The organism is Dictyoglomus sp. SSW, assembly GCF_055181335.1.
This window is the reverse complement of the sequence record NZ_CM143705.1, coordinates 326,717-343,647: the sequence shown is the minus strand read 5'-3', so window position 1 is coordinate 343,647 and position 16,931 is coordinate 326,717. Positions and strand designations below refer to the sequence as shown.

General features: G+C 33.8%; 15 protein-coding genes. 3 read left to right on the top strand and 12 right to left on the bottom strand.

The window, feature by feature from the left end:
- Positions 1-537: 537 nt before the first annotated feature.
- The gene (purC, locus tag ACY3JM_RS01570) at positions 538-1,557 is read right to left on the bottom strand and encodes a phosphoribosylaminoimidazolesuccinocarboxamide synthase (RefSeq protein WP_463111535.1); all 1,020 of its coding nucleotides are present in this window, start codon (positions 1,555-1,557) and stop codon (positions 538-540) included.
- A gap of 222 nt (positions 1,558-1,779) precedes the next feature.
- Here purC and ACY3JM_RS01565 point away from each other — a divergent pair, with 222 nt between their 5' ends.
- Together ACY3JM_RS01565 and ACY3JM_RS01560 are read left to right on the top strand one after the other, a co-directional pair.
- A complete protein-coding gene (locus ACY3JM_RS01565) occupies positions 1,780-3,138 on the top strand; it encodes a TrkH family potassium uptake protein (protein ID WP_463083042.1) in 1,359 nt (452 codons plus the stop codon).
- Between the two features lie 3 nt (positions 3,139-3,141).
- Entirely contained in the window at positions 3,142-3,843 is a 702-nt protein-coding gene (locus ACY3JM_RS01560; RefSeq protein ID WP_463083041.1) for a potassium channel family protein, read from the top strand.
- Positions 3,844-3,879: 36 nt separating this feature from the next.
- Here the strand turns inward: ACY3JM_RS01560 and ACY3JM_RS01555 are convergent, their stop codons facing one another.
- Positions 3,880-5,004 (bottom strand): oxygen-binding di-iron domain-containing protein, encoded by a 1,125-nt coding sequence (locus tag ACY3JM_RS01555; RefSeq protein WP_463111534.1) that lies wholly within the window; start codon positions 5,002-5,004, stop codon positions 3,880-3,882.
- 187 nt (positions 5,005-5,191) lie between these two features.
- On the opposite strand from ACY3JM_RS01555, the gene ACY3JM_RS01550 reads away from it, so the two are divergent.
- Entirely contained in the window at positions 5,192-6,178 is a 987-nt protein-coding gene (locus ACY3JM_RS01550; RefSeq protein WP_463083039.1) for an acetylxylan esterase, read from the top strand.
- Here the strand turns inward: ACY3JM_RS01550 and ACY3JM_RS01545 are convergent.
- From ACY3JM_RS01545 to ACY3JM_RS01500, 10 genes are all read right to left on the bottom strand, one after another.
- Positions 6,175-7,044, bottom strand: coding sequence for a deoxyribonuclease IV (locus ACY3JM_RS01545; RefSeq protein WP_463083038.1), 870 nt, complete (start codon positions 7,042-7,044; stop codon positions 6,175-6,177). The genes ACY3JM_RS01550 and ACY3JM_RS01545 overlap by 4 nt on opposite strands.
- 2 nt (positions 7,045-7,046) lie before the next feature.
- Positions 7,047-7,982 carry a thiamine pyrophosphate-dependent enzyme gene (locus tag ACY3JM_RS01540; RefSeq protein ID WP_463083037.1) on the bottom strand — a complete coding sequence of 312 codons (936 nt, stop codon included), beginning with the start codon at positions 7,980-7,982 and terminating at the stop codon, positions 7,047-7,049.
- Positions 7,983-7,994: 12 nt separating this feature from the next.
- Entirely contained in the window at positions 7,995-9,182 is a 1,188-nt protein-coding gene (locus tag ACY3JM_RS01535; RefSeq protein WP_463111533.1) for a transketolase C-terminal domain-containing protein, read from the bottom strand.
- Positions 9,183-9,195: 13 nt separating this feature from the next.
- Entirely contained in the window at positions 9,196-9,474 is a 279-nt protein-coding gene (locus tag ACY3JM_RS01530; RefSeq protein ID WP_463083035.1) for a 4Fe-4S binding protein, read from the bottom strand.
- The gene (locus tag ACY3JM_RS01525; protein ID WP_463083034.1) at positions 9,471-10,043 is read right to left on the bottom strand and encodes a 2-oxoacid:acceptor oxidoreductase family protein; all 573 of its coding nucleotides are present in this window, start codon (positions 10,041-10,043) and stop codon (positions 9,471-9,473) included. The genes ACY3JM_RS01530 and ACY3JM_RS01525 overlap by 4 nt, the downstream gene beginning before the upstream one ends.
- A gap of 17 nt (positions 10,044-10,060) precedes the next feature.
- Positions 10,061-10,669, bottom strand: a complete 609-nt coding sequence (gene recR / locus ACY3JM_RS01520) for a recombination mediator RecR (RefSeq protein ID WP_463083033.1) — start codon at positions 10,667-10,669, stop codon at positions 10,061-10,063.
- A 3-nt stretch (positions 10,670-10,672) separates the two neighbouring features.
- Positions 10,673-10,990 (bottom strand): YbaB/EbfC family nucleoid-associated protein, encoded by a 318-nt coding sequence (locus ACY3JM_RS01515; protein WP_463083032.1) that lies wholly within the window; start codon positions 10,988-10,990, stop codon positions 10,673-10,675.
- 10 nt (positions 10,991-11,000) lie between these two features.
- Positions 11,001-12,551 carry a DNA polymerase III subunit gamma/tau gene (dnaX, locus tag ACY3JM_RS01510; protein WP_463111532.1) on the bottom strand — a complete coding sequence of 517 codons (1,551 nt, stop codon included), beginning with the start codon at positions 12,549-12,551 and terminating at the stop codon, positions 11,001-11,003.
- Between the two features lies 1 nt (position 12,552).
- Entirely contained in the window at positions 12,553-14,433 is a 1,881-nt protein-coding gene (gene metG / locus ACY3JM_RS01505; RefSeq protein WP_463083030.1) for a methionine--tRNA ligase, read from the bottom strand.
- A 71-nt stretch (positions 14,434-14,504) separates the two neighbouring features.
- The gene (locus ACY3JM_RS01500; RefSeq protein WP_463111531.1) at positions 14,505-16,898 is read right to left on the bottom strand and encodes a hypothetical protein; all 2,394 of its coding nucleotides are present in this window, start codon (positions 16,896-16,898) and stop codon (positions 14,505-14,507) included.
- Positions 16,899-16,931 lie beyond the last annotated feature (33 nt).

Here is a 16,931-nt window from a genome sequence, read left to right as displayed (position 1 = left end):
TATGAAAATTTTAATCTTTTATATGATCTATTAAAATAACTCGTGTTACTTATAGTAGTATTAAAATTTTTTTATATTATTGCATAAATTCAAAAAATAAGTTATAATTTTTTCGAAAGAAACAAAGCCCAGTCAGAATTTCCTTTCTCAAAGAAAGCCCCCTAAATAGGGGGGCTTTTTTACATCATCGTGATTTTATCCACAGCCTACTGTAACAAATACAAAGGGTGTTTTATAAAATAAAAAACCTTGTTGTAGTAGTTAGGGGTGTGGATATTGTGGATAAGTTATAAGGAGTTAAGAAATGTATGTTTTTTGGCTGTGGATAAGTTTTCCAAAGTTTTCCACATAATCAACAATTAATATTCTATCCACAAAGTTATCCACAGATTTATAAAGTTATCCACAGAGTTATCCACAACCTATCCACAAAGTTATCCACAGTTGTGGATAAAGTTAGGACAATAAAAGATGGATCTCTTTAAAAAATGGGTATGTTATAAAGTTTACAAACATTTAAAATTGTTTATTAAAGATCTATTGAAGAAGCTCTTGGAGTCGATTTAAAAGATCTTTCATAGGAGGAGCATCAAACCATTCTCTTTGGGTTATTTCGTTAGCATAAGCTTTGTATATAGAGGATATAAGGTCTTTAAGTTCTTTTGGAAGATTTGGTGGGGATCCTACCATATTTTTCCAATTAAATCTGTCTTTCTTTTTTGCTTCTTCTATTTCCTTATACCATTCAGTTTTTCTGTAATATATTCTTGCTATTTCCTTACTTATAGGTATTCCATTATAGGTAAATCTGCATTCGTCGAGAGTTCCTAAGGCATCTACTACCATGAAATTTCTCTCTGCATCAAAAGCATATTCAAATTTTCCATCCTCGTTTATTAAACTTATTTTTTCTGCCTCATGAGTTATAAGGTCATCTATAAAAAGGGTAATATTTATAAGTTTTTCAAATTCTTCCATAGTGAGGCCACTTATTTTTTGAGCTTCTTCTTTTGATAGATATCTATCATTTACCTCTAATTTTGTGGAAAAGTCTACTATTGGTTTTTCAAGTTTTTCTCCTGGTCTTGGTATCTTGTTAAGTCCAAGATCTTCCATTTTTAAACTTCCATCCTTTAATCTTCTAAATACAGAAGAACCTTCTGGAAGGGAGTTTCTATATATGACCTCTAAAGGAATGAGAAAATTATTTTTAAGGCTTTGGAAAATAGAATAGTCATAAATATTATCTTTTAATTCAGGTTTCACTACTCTTACCATTTTAAATTCAAGAATGTTAGATGTATTTTTTAGCTCAGAAAGGGATTTTACTTTATCCTCTTCTACTACTCCTATATAATGGGTTTTAATTCCCAGATTTTCTAATTTTTCAAAGAAGAAAGATGTGACTATACATATAGCTTTACCCTTATCTTCTATGAGGTCTGGCATTTCTCCATAATCAAATACAGAATATCTGTCAGAAAAGATGAATCTACCTCTACCAAGGGAATTTTCGGATGGATTCTCCAAAATTATTAAATCCTTTACACTGCCCATAAATCTCAAAACCTCTTTTAAGAGTTTTATTTTGTTTAATTATAAATATTATGTTCTTAAGTTTCAATTAAAAATGTGTTAAATTAATAACCTTATATGATATCTATATTATGGCTTCTAATTAATTTTATAAATTTGACTCATAAATGCTTTAGATATAGAATACTTAGATGTTAAGAAAAAGATTTATTTGAAAAGAGGTGTATTTTTTTCTTAGCTTTTATGATTGATGGTGAAATTGTTTCTAAAAAAAGAGGGTTAAATCCTGCTTTATTTTTGATTTTAAGTTTTGGAGCAGTAATTCTTGCAGGTACGTTACTTTTAATGTTACCTTTCTCTTCTGCAGAAGGTAAGTTTACTGATTTTCTTACTGCCTTATTCACAGCAACATCTGCTACTTGTGTAACAGGACTTGTAGTTGTTGATACAGGTACTTATTGGTCCCATTTTGGCCACTTAGTGATTCTTCTCTTAATTCAAATAGGTGGGTTAAGTTATGCTGTAATTGCAACAGGCATGATGCTTCTTTTAAATAGAAAGATACAACTTAAAGAAAGATTGTTTTTGCAGTATTCGTTAAATACTACGTCTCTTAGAGGAATTGTTTCTTTTTTAAAAAGTGTACTTATTATAGTATTTATATTTGAGTTATTGGGGGCTATTTCTTTGTTTTTTGTCTTTATTAAAGATTATTCTTTCTTAAAGAGCTTAAAATTTGCCATATTTCATTCAGTTTCTGCTTTTTGTAATGCAGGCTTTGACCTTTTAGGGGGTTTTAAAAGTTTTACAGGGTATGTTTCTAATTCTCATTTAGTTTTTACAATAACATCTCTTATTGTAATTGGAGGTATAGGCTTTATTGTCATTTATGATTTTATCCAAAAATTTACTAAAAGGAAGCTACATCTTTCTCTGCATAGTAAGATGGCAATTGTTACAACAGTATTTTTAATTATTATAGGTACTATTTTTATCTTCATGCTTGAATATAATAATCCAAAGACATTGAAACCTTTAAATCTATGGTCAAAGTTTTTAGCGTCCTTTTTTCAGTCTGTTACTCCAAGAACAGCTGGTTTTAGTACTTTGGATATTGGAAAATTAAACCCTTCTACTCTTCTTTTTTTGATGGTTCTTATGTTTATTGGTGCATCTCCAGGTGGAACAGGTGGTGGTATAAAGACAGTAACTTTTTTAGTTCTTTGGTTGAGTGTAGTAGCAGTAATTTTAGAAAGGAAAAATCTTCACTTTAAAGATAGAACTATTACTTGGGATAATGTGAAAAGGGCTTATACTGTATTTTTATTGTCCATCACTCTTGTAATTTTAGGATGGTTTATTCTTCTTATAACAGAGCCATTTCCTCCTCTTTCCATTCTATTTGAAGTAGTATCTGCTTTTGGTACTGTGGGGCTTTCTACAGGAATAACTCCTTATCTTTCTCCTTTTGCTAAATTGGTTATTATTTTTATCATGTTTTTAGGAAGAGTTGGTACTGTTACTGCAGGTATGGCAATTTTGGTGCCTGTATCAAAGAGATCTCATGTTGAGTACCCAACTGAGGAGGTGAGTATAGGTTAATTTATGAAATCTTTAGCTTATAGTCTAAAAAAGGCAGGTCTTGATAAGACAAAGCTCACGAGTTTTGCAGTGATAGGTTTAGGAAGGTTTGGAGTATCGGTGGCTTTAACCCTTGAAAGAATGGGATATTCTGTAATAGCTATTGATAAAGATGAAAGTAAGGTTGAGGAAGTCAAAGATTATGTGTCTTTTGTAAGAGTTTTAGACTCAACGAACATAAATGCTTTAAGAGAGGCTGGAGTACAAAATGTAGATGTGGCCATAGTTGCTATAGCTCATGATGTGGAATCAAGTGTACTTACAGCTCTTTTGGTTAAAGAACTTGGTGTGCAATTTGTAATTGCAAGGGCTATAAGTGAGCCACATGAAAAGATTCTTGAGAAAATTGGTGTGAATTTTATTGTATATCCAGAGAGGGATATGGGAGTGAGACTTGCTCAAAGATTAGTAGCTCCAAATGTTATTGATTATATGGAGTTTTCAGCAAACGTTAAAATTTTTGAGATAGAGCCACCAGAATCAATTATAGGAAAAACAATAGAGGAATTGGAATTGAGGCGAAAATATAATTTGTCAATTTTGGCTATTCAAAGGGGAGGTAATGTTATAAGTAATATTAGTCCATCGGAAAAAATTTATAGAGGAGATATTCTATATATTATTGGTACTTTTGAAGATATGAGTGCCTTTTTACAAAAAGTATAAAAAAGCTTCCAAACAAAATTGGAGGGCTTTTGATTATTATATTCTTATAGGATTAAAGATTATTCTTAATTTGTCTACCAAAGAACTGCTTCTTTTGTAAAGCAATTCTTCTGGTACCGATAAGTTATATTTTTTGAATGTTGCAATAGATTGAAGTCTTATATCTTCTTTGTCTTTTTCAGAGAGATGCTGGCAGAATAAATCATATATAAGTACAAAAGCAGTGGCTGGAGGTATATAAACCTCAGAGATTACTCCATTTTCTATTTTAATAATCTCAGGATAGTTGGACATTTGAATGCTTATATTATTCAATTTCTCTATCACTGCCTTTTCTCCATATTTACTCTTTGCGTAGTCCAGCATATCATTAAAGACTCTTATATAAAGTTCTTTTTCTCTTTCCTCTTTCTTTATATAATCCAATCCAACATCAATCTCGTTTAATCTCTTTAAAAACTCTATAACTAAATCTCCCTTTATGATATCTCCATGTTGAGGGAGAATAAGTTCGGGAATAGGAGCCAATCTTCCAATTTGATCTATAGCAAGTCTTAAGGCTTCCTTTGTGGGCATGTAAACTTCATGGAAAAGCTTAATGCCAATCCAAGAATCTTCATCCGCATATATTCCTTCAGATTTTTTTGTAGATGCCCCTCCAAGGAGGTCTCCTGTAAAAAGGACCTTAAGTTTAGGATAATATACTGCATAAGCACCTCTAAAGTGACAAAAAGGAGTAGGAATAAATTGAAGACAATCATCACTATCTTTGCTAAACTTTAATTTTCTATTGGGAAGTATTTCAATGGGTTGGAACCTATCTGGATCAATATTATATCCACTTGTAAGTCTCCATGTATCCTGAGAAGTAAGATAGAAGGCTTTTTTGGAGAGGTCAAGAAGAGCAGGAACAGAAGAGGTAAGATCTGGATCTTGATGGTTTGTATAAATAATATCAATATTTTCTATTCCTATAAGATCATCAATAGCTTTTACAAAATCTTTAAAACATCTTAAAGGAAGGGGGTCAAAAAGGATGTTTAGCTTAGTGTTTTGATCCAAAGGACATGATAAAAGATAGCTATTAAAATTGAAGAAAAGTTGTGGATTTTTAATAAGGTATAATCCTTCTACTATCTCATATGATCTAATATCTGCCATTTTACTTTCCTCCTTAATCTACTTAATTATTTTAAAACTTATTGTAATAATTATAACACATAAGAAAAAGTAAAGGAGAGATTCTTTGTAGATAGGATTTAGATTATATGTATTAAAAGCTCTATCATCATCTTTCTTATACAATTGTAGTATAATTATTTTCAAAAATTTAAAGAGGAGGTGTTTTATGGCACTTTTTGACCTGCCACTTTCAGAGCTTTGGAAATATTTACCTGAAAGGGAAGAGCCGGAAGATTTTGATGATTTTTGGAAAGAGACCCTTGAAGAATCAAGAAAATATCCTTTGGATCCTGTTTTTGAGAAGGTAGATTTTGGACTTGAATTGGTGGAGACCTATGATGTTACTTTTTCTGGTTATAAGGGGCAGAGGATAAAGGCATGGCTTATTGTTCCAAAGGACAGAAAGGATAAATTTCCTGGGATTGTGGAATATATTGGATATGGCGGTGGAAGGAGTTTTGCTTATGATTTTCTTTTGTGGGCTAATATGGGAGTTGTCCACTTAGTAATGGATACAAGAGGACAGGGGAGTTCATGGAGTCCTGGAGATACTCCTGATTATGATGATGCACCTTTTTATCCAGAATATCCTGGATTTATGACAAGAGGTATTTTGGACCCGAAGAAATATTATTATAGAAGGGTTTTTACAGATGCGGTAAGGGCAGTAGAAACTTTACTATCCTTTCCTCAGGTAGATAAAAATAGGGTTGGTATTACAGGGGGAAGTCAAGGAGGAGGTATAACTCTTGCTGTTGCTGGACTTTCTACCTATATTGGTATAGATCTAAAGATTGCTATGCCTGATGTTCCTTTCTTATGCCATTATAGAAGGGCTGTAGAGATTACCGATGGATATCCATATCAAGAGATAGTGCAATATTTGAAGACTCATAGAGATCATGAAGATCAAGTATTTAAAACTCTTTCCTATTTTGATGGGGTGAATTTTTCAGCAAGGGCAAAGGCTAAAGCCCTCTTTTCTGTAGGTCTTATGGATATGATATGTCCACCATCTACTGTTTTTGCAGCCTATAATCATTACAAAGGAGAAAAGGATATTAAGATTTATCCTTTTAATGGACATGAAGGTGGAGGTACCTTCCATACTTATGAGAAGATGAAATTTGTGAAGAAATATTTGATAGGTTAGTCGGAATTTTCAAGTATTTTTCTTATTATATGTAAATTATAGAGGTCTGCCATGGGAGAGTCCTTAGGAGTTTCAAGTATTAAAGGAATTCTTCTTATGGTTTCAATTTTTAATAGATTTTGGAAGGCTGTAACTCCCATGGCACCTTTTCCTACATGGGCATGCTGGTCCCTTTTTGATCCAAGGGGAAAATGGGAATCATTTATATGGATTAAAACTAATTTTTCTTGAGGTATCTTTTCAAAGAAATTATAAAAGGTTTCTCTACATACTCTCTCATTTTTGAGATTATATCCAGCTGCAAAAAGATGACATGTATCAAGACAGAAATAGATATCAGGAAATTCTTCATATACAGAGATTAAATCTTCTATTGTAGACCCCCATCCGTCTCCTTCTCCTGCACTATTTTCCATAATAAGTTTTGCCCTTTTAACTCCGTCAGTTTCAAAGATTTTTTCTAAGGCTTTTAAGAAATTTTTTTTAGCTACGTCTTTTCCCATTTTTTTACTGCTTCCTGCATGTATAACTACTCCTTCCCATTCCATTTCTTCGGCAATTTTTAATTCTTCTTTTACCTTTTTTATAGATAGATTCCATACTTTTTCATCGGAGGATGCAATGTTAACCACGTAGGGTGCATGGATGAATATGCTTGAAAAAGGAAAGGTGGGAAGTTTTTCGTTATTAGGTCTGTAGCTCCTTGGATTTCCAGAAAATATTTGAGCGGTATTTATCTTTAATAGTTTTATATCTTCCAAAATAGCTCTATCGCCTCGGAATAGATGTACTCCCAGTTTATAATCTATATTCTTTTTTATGGGGATGGCACCTCTCCTATAGGAGAGGTGCCTATTCTTGTCCATGACTATTTATTTGTAACTTCCTCAAGTCTGAGGAGTCTATTCCATTCTTCTTCTAAATCCTTTTTAAGATCTTCTAATATGTGGGCGTTTTCTGGCTTTAAGAGATGGGCAAATCTTCCTTGTACCTTGATATATTCTTCAATGGGTTTAAATCCTTTTGCGGGTTTGTAATTTATTTTGTATTTTCCATCTTCTACTTCATAAAGGAACCAAGCTCCAGTTTCTACTGCAAGTCTTGATATGCTTATAGCAGAATTATCTGGTGTTCTCCATCCTCTGGGACATGTGGAGTATATGTTTAAGAAGGCAGGACCATCTGTATTTACAGCCTTTCTTACTTTTTCCATCAGATCTCTCCAGTGGCTTGGGGATGCTTGTGCCACATATCTTGCACCATTAGCTACCATCATTTCAGTAAGATTTTTTCTCTTTTGAGGTTTACCAGGAATAACTCTTCCAGCTGGAGAGGTTGTGGTAAAGGCTCCTCTTGGGGTTGCACCAGATCTTTGTATACCTGTATTCATGTAAGCTTCATTGTTGTAGCATATATATACAGCCCTGTGGCCTCTTTCAATGGCGCCAGAAAGGGCTTGGAGACCAATATCATAGGTACCACCATCACCTGAGAAGCTTAAAAATCTTATCTCTCTATTTATTTCTCCCTTTTTCTTTAAAGCTCTATAAGCTGCCTCAACTCCTGATATGGTAGCAGCTGCATTTTCAAAGGCGCTATGAATCCATGGTACATTCCATGCTGTGAAAGGGAATATGGTGGTTGCTACTTCAAGACATCCTGTAGCGTTTGCTACTACCACTGGTTCGTCTATGGCATTTAATATCATTCTTACAATAATGCTGGCACCACAACCTGCACATAATCTATGTCCACTTACTAATCTCTCTTCTTTTAATGCTAATTCTCTGAGATTTATTGCCATTTTTAGCACCTCCTATTCTCTTACTCCGATGTAGGTAAGAGGATTTGGCTTACCCTTCTTACCTATCTCCATAAGTTCTTCAAATACCTTTTCTATATGGTTTGTGGTGATGTCTCTTCCACCAAGACCATATACATAGGCTTGGGCTATTGGTCTCTTATCGAAATGATACATGGCAGATGTGATCTCATGATAGAGAGGTCCTCCAAAGGATCCTGGTACCATGCTTCTATCAAGGATTCCTACTACTTTTACATCCTTTAATGCATTGACAATGTCCTCGGTGGGGAATGGCCTAAAAACTCTTATTTTAAGGAGTCCTACAGGAAGCCCTTTTTCTCTAAGGCTATCTACCACTTCTCTTGCTGTACCTACTGTAGAACTCATAGCTACTATAACATATTCAGCTCCATCCATCTTATATTTTTCAATCACATCATAGTATCTTCCTGTAAGATCTCCATATTCCTTTCCTACCTTTTTGATAATGGGGAGAGAATTTTCAATAGCATGTGCTTGGGCTACTTTAAACTCAAAGTAGGAGTCGGTAAGGGCAAGGGGTCCAATAGAGATAGGATTATCCACGTCAAGTAGAGTATATTTTGGTTTATATTTTCCAACAAAATTTCTAACCACCTCATCATCAAGAAGCTCAATGGTTTCTACAGAATGACTTGTGATAAAACCATCATATCCTACCATTACAGGTAATCTTACATTTTCATTTTCTGCAATCTTTACTGCTTGGAATATATTGTCATATATTTCTTGTACATTTTCAGAGAAGATTTGTATCCATCCGGAATCTCTTGCTCCCATAGCATCGCTGTGATCTCCATGAATGTTAATAGGAGCAGATAAAGCTCTGTTTGCAACTGTCATTATGATAGGTAGCCTTAAGGATGCCGCTATATAAAGCATCTCCCACATGAGGGCTAAACCCTGAGATGCTGTAGATGTCATAACTCTTGCTCCAGCAGCAGATGCTCCGACACAGGCACTCATAGCACTGTGTTCGCTTTCCACAGGTACAAATTCGGTATCTACTTCTCCGTTTGCCACATATTCAGAAAATTTTTGTACCACCTCAGTAGATGGAGTTATAGGATAAGCAGCTACTACGTCAGGATTTATTTGTTTGAAAGCTAATGCTGCTGCCTCATTTCCCTCTATAGCAATTTTTCTAACTTGGGTTTTCATCTTCTTCCCTCCTTTACTTTTCTTCTTCTTTCATGGTTATGGCTTTTACAGGGCATTCTGCTGCACAGACTCCACAGCCTTTACAATAATCATAATCAATGTATACTTTTTGCCCATCAAATTTTACTGCAGAATCTGGGCAGAAGAGCCAGCAAAACATACATGTAGTACATTTATTGTAATCTATTTCTGGTTTAAAGGTTCTCCAATCTCCAGTTTTATACTCTTTAGATGTAGATGCTGGAAGGATTGGACCCGAATTAACTAATTCTTTCCATCCTGGAAGTTTCATTCTCCTTTTACCTCCTCGTAAGCTCTTTTTATAGCTTGAAGGTTACCCTCGATAACCTCGGGTTTAAATTTCCCTTCAAATTTCTTTTTCAATTGATCGAGTACATCTTCTAAGGAAATTATTGGAACTACTCTTATAAGGGCTCCAAGCATTGGGGTATTTGGTATTGGCCTTCCAATAGTTTGAAGAGCTATACCAGTAGCATCTACGGTATAGATTTTCCTATCTGAGATTCCAAGATCTTTTCTAACCTCCTTAGGATCTTGAGTGGTATTTACAATGATGATCCCATCAGAAGGTAGCCCTTCTAATACATTTACTTTTCCTATTAGACTTTTATCAAGAACTACCACTACGTCTGGATTGTATACTTGGCTGTGTATTCTTATAGGTTTATCACTTATCCTTGTATAGGCCTTCATAGGTGCTCCGGTTCTTTCTGGACCATATTCAGGGAAGGCTTGTATAAATTTTCCAGCCTCCATGGCTGTTTCAGCAAGGAGATAGGAAGCGGTCTTTGCTCCTTGCCCTGCTCTAGCATGCCAGCGAACTTCTAACATATCCTTCATACTTCAACCTCCTTTTTTTAAAAATTTATTTTCAGTTCCTGTCTTCCATCTATAGCATGGATTAAGGTAATTTCATCAGCAAAATCAAGCTCTGTTCCTGCAGGAAGTCCATGGGCAAGACGAGTAACTTTTATTTTATAAGGGATTAAAAGACGAGCTATATAAAGGGCAGTTGCTTCTCCTTCTGGGGTAGAGTCAGTAGCTAGTATTACTTCCTCTATATTTCCCTTTTTAACCTTTTCTATTAGTTCATTTATTCTTAAATCTTCTGGAAATACACCATCAAGGGGAGATATAAGTCCTCCAAGGACATGGTAAACTCCCTCAAAATGTGATGTCTTTTCTATAGCCCATACGTCTTTTGGATCTGCCACTACACAGATAATAGATTGCTCTCTATCTGGATTAGAGCATATTTCACATGGATCCTTTTCGGTGAGATTATAACATATAGAACAATATTTTGTTTGTTTTTTAACCCTTAAGATGGTGTTTGCTAAATGCTCTACATTCTCTTGGGGTTGTTTTATAAGGTAAAAGGCTATCCTTTGAGCTGACTTAGGCCCAATACCAGGTATCTTTTTTAGCTCATCAATGAGCTGTTCAAATAAGCTTTTTTCATGCATATTTTAGAAAAGTCCAGGAGGAAAAGGAAGTCCATCAGTGAGACTTCCCATTTTTTCAGCTGCCTTTTCTTTTGCCTTTGTAAGGGCATCTCTTAAGGCAGCTGAGATGAGATCCTCCAATACATCTACCTCCTCTTTATTAACTACTTCGGGATCTATTTTTACTTCTTTTACTTCCTCTTTCGCAGTCATTACTATTTTTACTACTCCACCACCTGCTGTACCTTCAACTAAGGTCTGTTCAAGTTCTTGATCAATTTTGGCCATTTTTTCTTGTATCTTCTTAAGTTGTTTCATGGCTTCAAATGGATTTCCTTTCACTTTATCCCTCCTATTCTAAGGTTTTTCCCTTAAAGAAGTTTCTTATCTCCTCAGTAGAAAGGTTCTCCTCTTTCTTACTGGAAATTTTGGGATTGTCTAAAATTAGATCATCTTCCATGGTAATAAATTTTACAGGAATCTGTACCCCATAAACCTCTCTTATTTTTTCTTCTACTACACTTCTATTTGGTCTTTCTTCTAATCTCTCTTTAAGGAATGATAATGTCTTGGGAAGGCCAAGAACTAATCTTCCTTCCTCATCAATTCCTACAATTCTTGCCTCTCTAAGCATGGCTTCTAAGGATACTTTTTTCTTCTTTACTCTTTCTAATACAGTTGTCCATTTATCCTTGACAACCTCTATATCTATACCTTTTTCTTCTGATTTCTTTTCTTCTTTTACTGGTTCTTGCTTTTTAACTTCTACCTTCTTTTCTTCTTTCTCTAATGGTGCTTCTAAAATTACTTCTCCACCTTCTGGTTTTATGAAGAGAGGAATTAGAAGCATTTCCATAACTAAGGGGGCGTTGGTAAGGTCTCTAAGTCTATTTTCTAAGATAAGAAGCTGATCAATTATTTCTTGTAATCTTTTTATGGTATATAGTTTCGTTTCCTCTATAAGTTCGTCATATTCTTCCTGAGTAAGGGAGAGAATATTTCCAACCCTTGGATCTGCCTTAAGAAGAAGTAAATTTCTAAAATGCCGTAAAAGATCCCTTGCAAATTGTTGTGGGTTTTTACCCATCTGAAATATCTGTTGAAGAAGACTGTAACCTTCTGCTAAGTTATATTCTCCAAGGGCCTTTGCAAAGGTATAAGTAAATTCATAGGTGGGAAGACCAAGAAGGTTTCTTGCAAGTTCTTCATTGATCTCTTGATCTCCATATACCAAGAGCTGTTCAAGAAGACTAATGGAATCTCTTAAGGAGCCTTGAGCTTGTAAGGCAATGAGTTTTAATGCTCCTTCTGTTATTTTAGCCCCTTCTTTCTCTGCAATTTTTGCCAATTGTTTAACTATCTCATCCCTTGTTAATCTTCTAAAGTCAAATCTTTGACATCGGGAAAGAATAGTTAAAGGTATCTTTTGAGGCTCAGTGGTTGCCATGATAAATACTACGTGATCTGGAGGCTCTTCCAATATCTTTAATAGGGCATTAAAGGCTTCATTTGTTAACATGTGGACTTCGTCTATGATATATACCTTATATCTATCCCTTACAGGTAAGAGTCTTGCTTTCTCTCTGATATCCCTTATCTCATCTATTCCACGATTAGAGGCAGCATCTATCTCAATTACATCTATGCTTCTTCCTTCTGAAATTTCCATACAAGAGGCACACTTTAAACATGGGGTTGGTGTCGGACCTTCTGCACAATTAAGGGATTTTGCTAAGATTCTTGCAACAGTGGTCTTTCCTGTACCTCTTGGCCCTGCAAAGAGGTAGGCATGACCTATATGGTTGTACTTAAGACTGTTTTGTAATGTTATTACTATATGTTCTTGGCCTACAACTTCTTCAAAGGTTTGAGGCCTATATTTTCTATATAATGCTAATGGCATCTTAACTCACCTTCGATCCTGGGTCTACCTCCTTTTCAGGAGTCAATATGGCAAGGCGACCCTTCGAATCCTTGGCTGCAAGAAGCATGCCTTGAGATTCGTATCCTCTTATTTTGGCCGGCTGTAGATTATACACCACAATGATTTCCCTTCCTACCATATCTTCAGGTTTGTAATGTTCTGCAATTCCTGCTACTATTTGTCTTTTTTCGTCCCCTAAATCAATCTCCAAAAGAAGCAATTTATCGCTATTTTCAACCTTTCTTGCTGATAATACTTTGGCTACTCTGAGATCTATCTTTTTGAATTCCTCAATAGGGATCTTTGGCTCTTCTTTAACTTCTTCTTTCTCTTCCTTTTCCTTTCTTTCTACTCTTGGGAATAAGATTTTACCTTTATTTAGTTTCTGCCCTACCGGGATCTTAACATCCTTAATAAGGTCCCAAGAGAATTGTGGATCTTGATATCCTAACTGCTCTTGTATTTTAACAGCTGAGTCAGGTATAAAGGCATAAAGAAGAATAGATATTCTTCTCAAAGTTTCTAAAAGGGTATAGATTACGGTATTTAATCTTTCTTTATCGGATGTTAAGTTCCAAGGAGCTTGTTGATCTATGTATCTATTGGCATCTTGAATAACTTCCCAAATACAACTAAGGGCAGATGAGGGGTTGAATTTTTCCATTTCATCTTCTACTCTTTTTGCCATTTCTTCTGTTTTTTCCAATAAGGCTTTATCTTCTTCTTTCATTTCTGATGGGTTTGGCACTTTCCCTTCACTATATTTTTCTGCCACTGTAAGCACCCTATTTAAAAGATTTCCAAGATCGTTGGCAAGATCTGAAGTATATCTTCTGTGGAAAGCTTCATCACTATATTCCCCATCTAATCCTAAGGGGACTTCTCTAAGTAAGAAGTATCTTAAGGCATCTACCCCATAAATATTAATTAATTCATGAGGATCTACTTTGTTTCCTTTTGATTTTGATATTTTTCCACCCTTTATGGTCCAGAATCCATGAGCAAGGACAGTTTTTGGCAATGGAATATTTAGAGCCATGAGGATGGCAGGCCATATGATAGCATGGAATCTTAAAATATCTTTGCCTATAAGATGTACATCTGCAGGCCAATATCTTCTAAATTTTGTATCATCATCACTTAAATATCCAAGGGCACTTATATAATTTACCAGCGCATCAAACCATACATATACTGTATGCTTTGGATCAAAGGGTACAGGTATTCCCCATTTTACCGTAGTTCTTGTAGCACTTATATCTTTCAATCCACTTTTTATAAAGCTTATTACTTCATTTTTCCTTGACTCGGGGTACACAAATTCTGGATGTTCCTCAATGTATTTTAAGAGAGCGGGACCAAACTCGGATAATTTGAAATAGTAGGTTTCTTCTTCTAAAAATTCCACAGGTCTTCCACAATTGGGACAGTTACCATCATGGAGTTCCTCTTTTTGATAGAATGTTTCACAGGGGGTGCAATACCATCCTGCATAGGTACCTTTGTATAGATACCCATTGTCATATAGCTTTTGAAATACCTTTTGTACTACTTCTTCATGTCTTTTCTGGGTTGTTCTTATAAAATCATCATTTGTTATTCCAATTTTTTTCCATGTATCTAAAAACTTCTGGGCCATCATATCTACATATTCTTGAGGAGAATAGCCTTTTTCTTGGGCGGTTCTTGCTAATTTTTGGCCATGCTCATCAAGGCCGGTTAAGAAAAAGACATCATAATCTTTTAGCCTATAAAATCGGGCAAAGGTATCCGCAACGATCGTAGTATATACAGTCCCAATATGGGGTTCAGAATTTGAATAATATATGGGAGTTGTTATATAGAATTTATTCTTTTTCAAGGTCTTTCGCTCCTTTCATTCCTATAAATTCCTTGATAATAATACTACTTACAAAAATGTATGTCAAATTTTTAAAAATTTATAGTACCTTTTACACCTATCTGATAAATAGAAAGAAATTGGTCATTTAATATATTATATACATATTTTATGTAAAAAATATTATCTTTTAGCTTAGAAGGAGAATAGGAAAAGGATAGAGTATATTTATTGGCAGAATTACTATAACCTTCATGGGAAAGTGAAAATTCATTCTTTCCTTCGAAATAATTAAAGGATATAGATAGACTTTGGAGATTTGTTCTATAAAGGCCAAGGTTATAGGATGCTGATTTCCAGTTTTGGGATATATTTCCTTTTAATTCCCATGTGTTAAATTTTCTCTTTAGATTTAGATTGTAACCTGTATTTTGAAAATAGTCATTGAAATAGTCATTTCTGTAGTAATCTATGCCAAAGTTGGCTTCGTAAGGTGCAAGGTATAGTTTCAAAGTAATATTTGAGGATAAAATTCTTCTACCTTCTATTTCATTGTAATATAGGCCAAAATATACAGAGGAAGGATTAAAATAATAAGTAGCATTTAGAGAAATATTATTTTTTATTTTCCCAAGGTAAGTATTTCCTGTAATATTTATCCAAAGGGAAGGAGAAATCATGCCGTAAGTAGAGAATGAAAGTACTTTATCTTCCTTTAGATCTTTTATGATTTTTTGATAAGACAAAGAGAGAGAAAGGTTTTGGAATTTTAGCTTTAGGCTAAAAGTATCAGTTTTTGTAATACTCTTGAAAGGAATATAGGCTTTATAATTTACAGTTATGGTGAGTCCAGAGGGTGGAGGATTTTTCCCATTTTCATCCTCAAATAATATATTTAATAGATTTTCCTCTATGGTATAGCTTACGGTATAGGTTTCATAAGTACCGTCTGGTAGATAATATGTAAAGGTCCCATTATTTTCTACATATACATTATTTATATAAATAGATAGATCTTGAACAGGTACATAATTGAGCTCAAAAATTGAATTGTATCCATCGGTGATAAAATTTTGGGTAATATTTATTGGAGAGGAGGGATTTAAATTTATATTTTCTTTGTAGATTTCTCCAAAACCTATTTCCCATGATCTGTTTGATATGGTGATTCCTGCATTTTGCTGGTTTTCTTCTAAAATAGAGCCAGATGAATTTATATTTTTCTTAGATACGGATATATAAAGCTGGGTGTTGTCCGTTTTTGGTTGAAAACTGTAAGAATAGGTACTTGCTATATAGTTTTGGGAGACTTCTTTTTGATATCCAAGATTTAAAAAGGCTTTTGTATATGTAAAAAATATTCCATTGGTAATATTGTCCTTTTCCTTTTTATAAGATAAAAGGATATTAGAAGAATATATATTCCATTTTGCATTACTTATAATTTTTTCTCCATCTTTTCCTTTAGAGAAGTTAAAAAGAAGATCTATGAAAGAGGGATTTAATTTTAAGTTTAAAGAATAGATTTTTTCTCCTGAAGTAAGATTTAGGTTTCCTAATACTTGAGGTATATATGGATAATTTTTATCTCCAAATAGGTATTCAAAGTTTATATTCAATATTGGTAGTGTTAACGAATATTTTATATAATCTGCATATCCAGAATAAATCTCGTCTAAGAAGGAAAAAGCTCTTCTTATTTCTAAGGATTGGAAATTCTTTTTAAATATAATATTCCCTTCTAAAAATCTTCTATTAGTTTTAGTATTTGTATCTTGTAGATTTATAAAATTCATGCCAATAAGACTATAAGATAGACTAAATCCATATAGATTATATATCTCTTGAAATCCTGAGACCTCATATTCTATAAGTAATTCATCATCTTGGGATATAGGGAAGCTAAAATATAAAATCCCATAGGTATAGTCTATAATATAATCTGTATCTCTTTCTAAGGATTTTCCATTTAAAAAGACCCTTTCTTTATTTGGTACAAGAAAGAAGTCCCCTATGAAATAGGGACCCTCTGAATTATTGCCATATATTTTAGCTATCTTCTTTTTGCTCTCAATCTGGGATACTACAAAAAGTATATTTGACTTATCGTTTTTATAGTTCACATATATTCCATTAAGGATTTTATTGTGAAGGGTTAGAGGAGATAGGGATAAAGATAAATTATTACTAAAATATAGAAGAACCTTATAGGTGTCTATGGAAAGGTTTATTTTTTCTACAGGTTGAGAGAGATAATTAAAGGATAGAGATAGATTTGGTAAGAGATAGTTTAATGAAAATTGAGAGTTTTGTGAGAGGTATAATCCCTCTTTTATATCTGAAGAAAGGTAATTAAGAGAAGTTTCTCCTAAAAAGTAAGAGTAATAAAGATTTAAGTTTAAGTTTCCTCTAAGATCTAAGCTTTGAGGATGAGATATGTTAAGTAATATGATAATAAAAGTGACAAAAATTATTGTTCTCTTCATAAATTTAATATTATTATACTATATAATATAAAA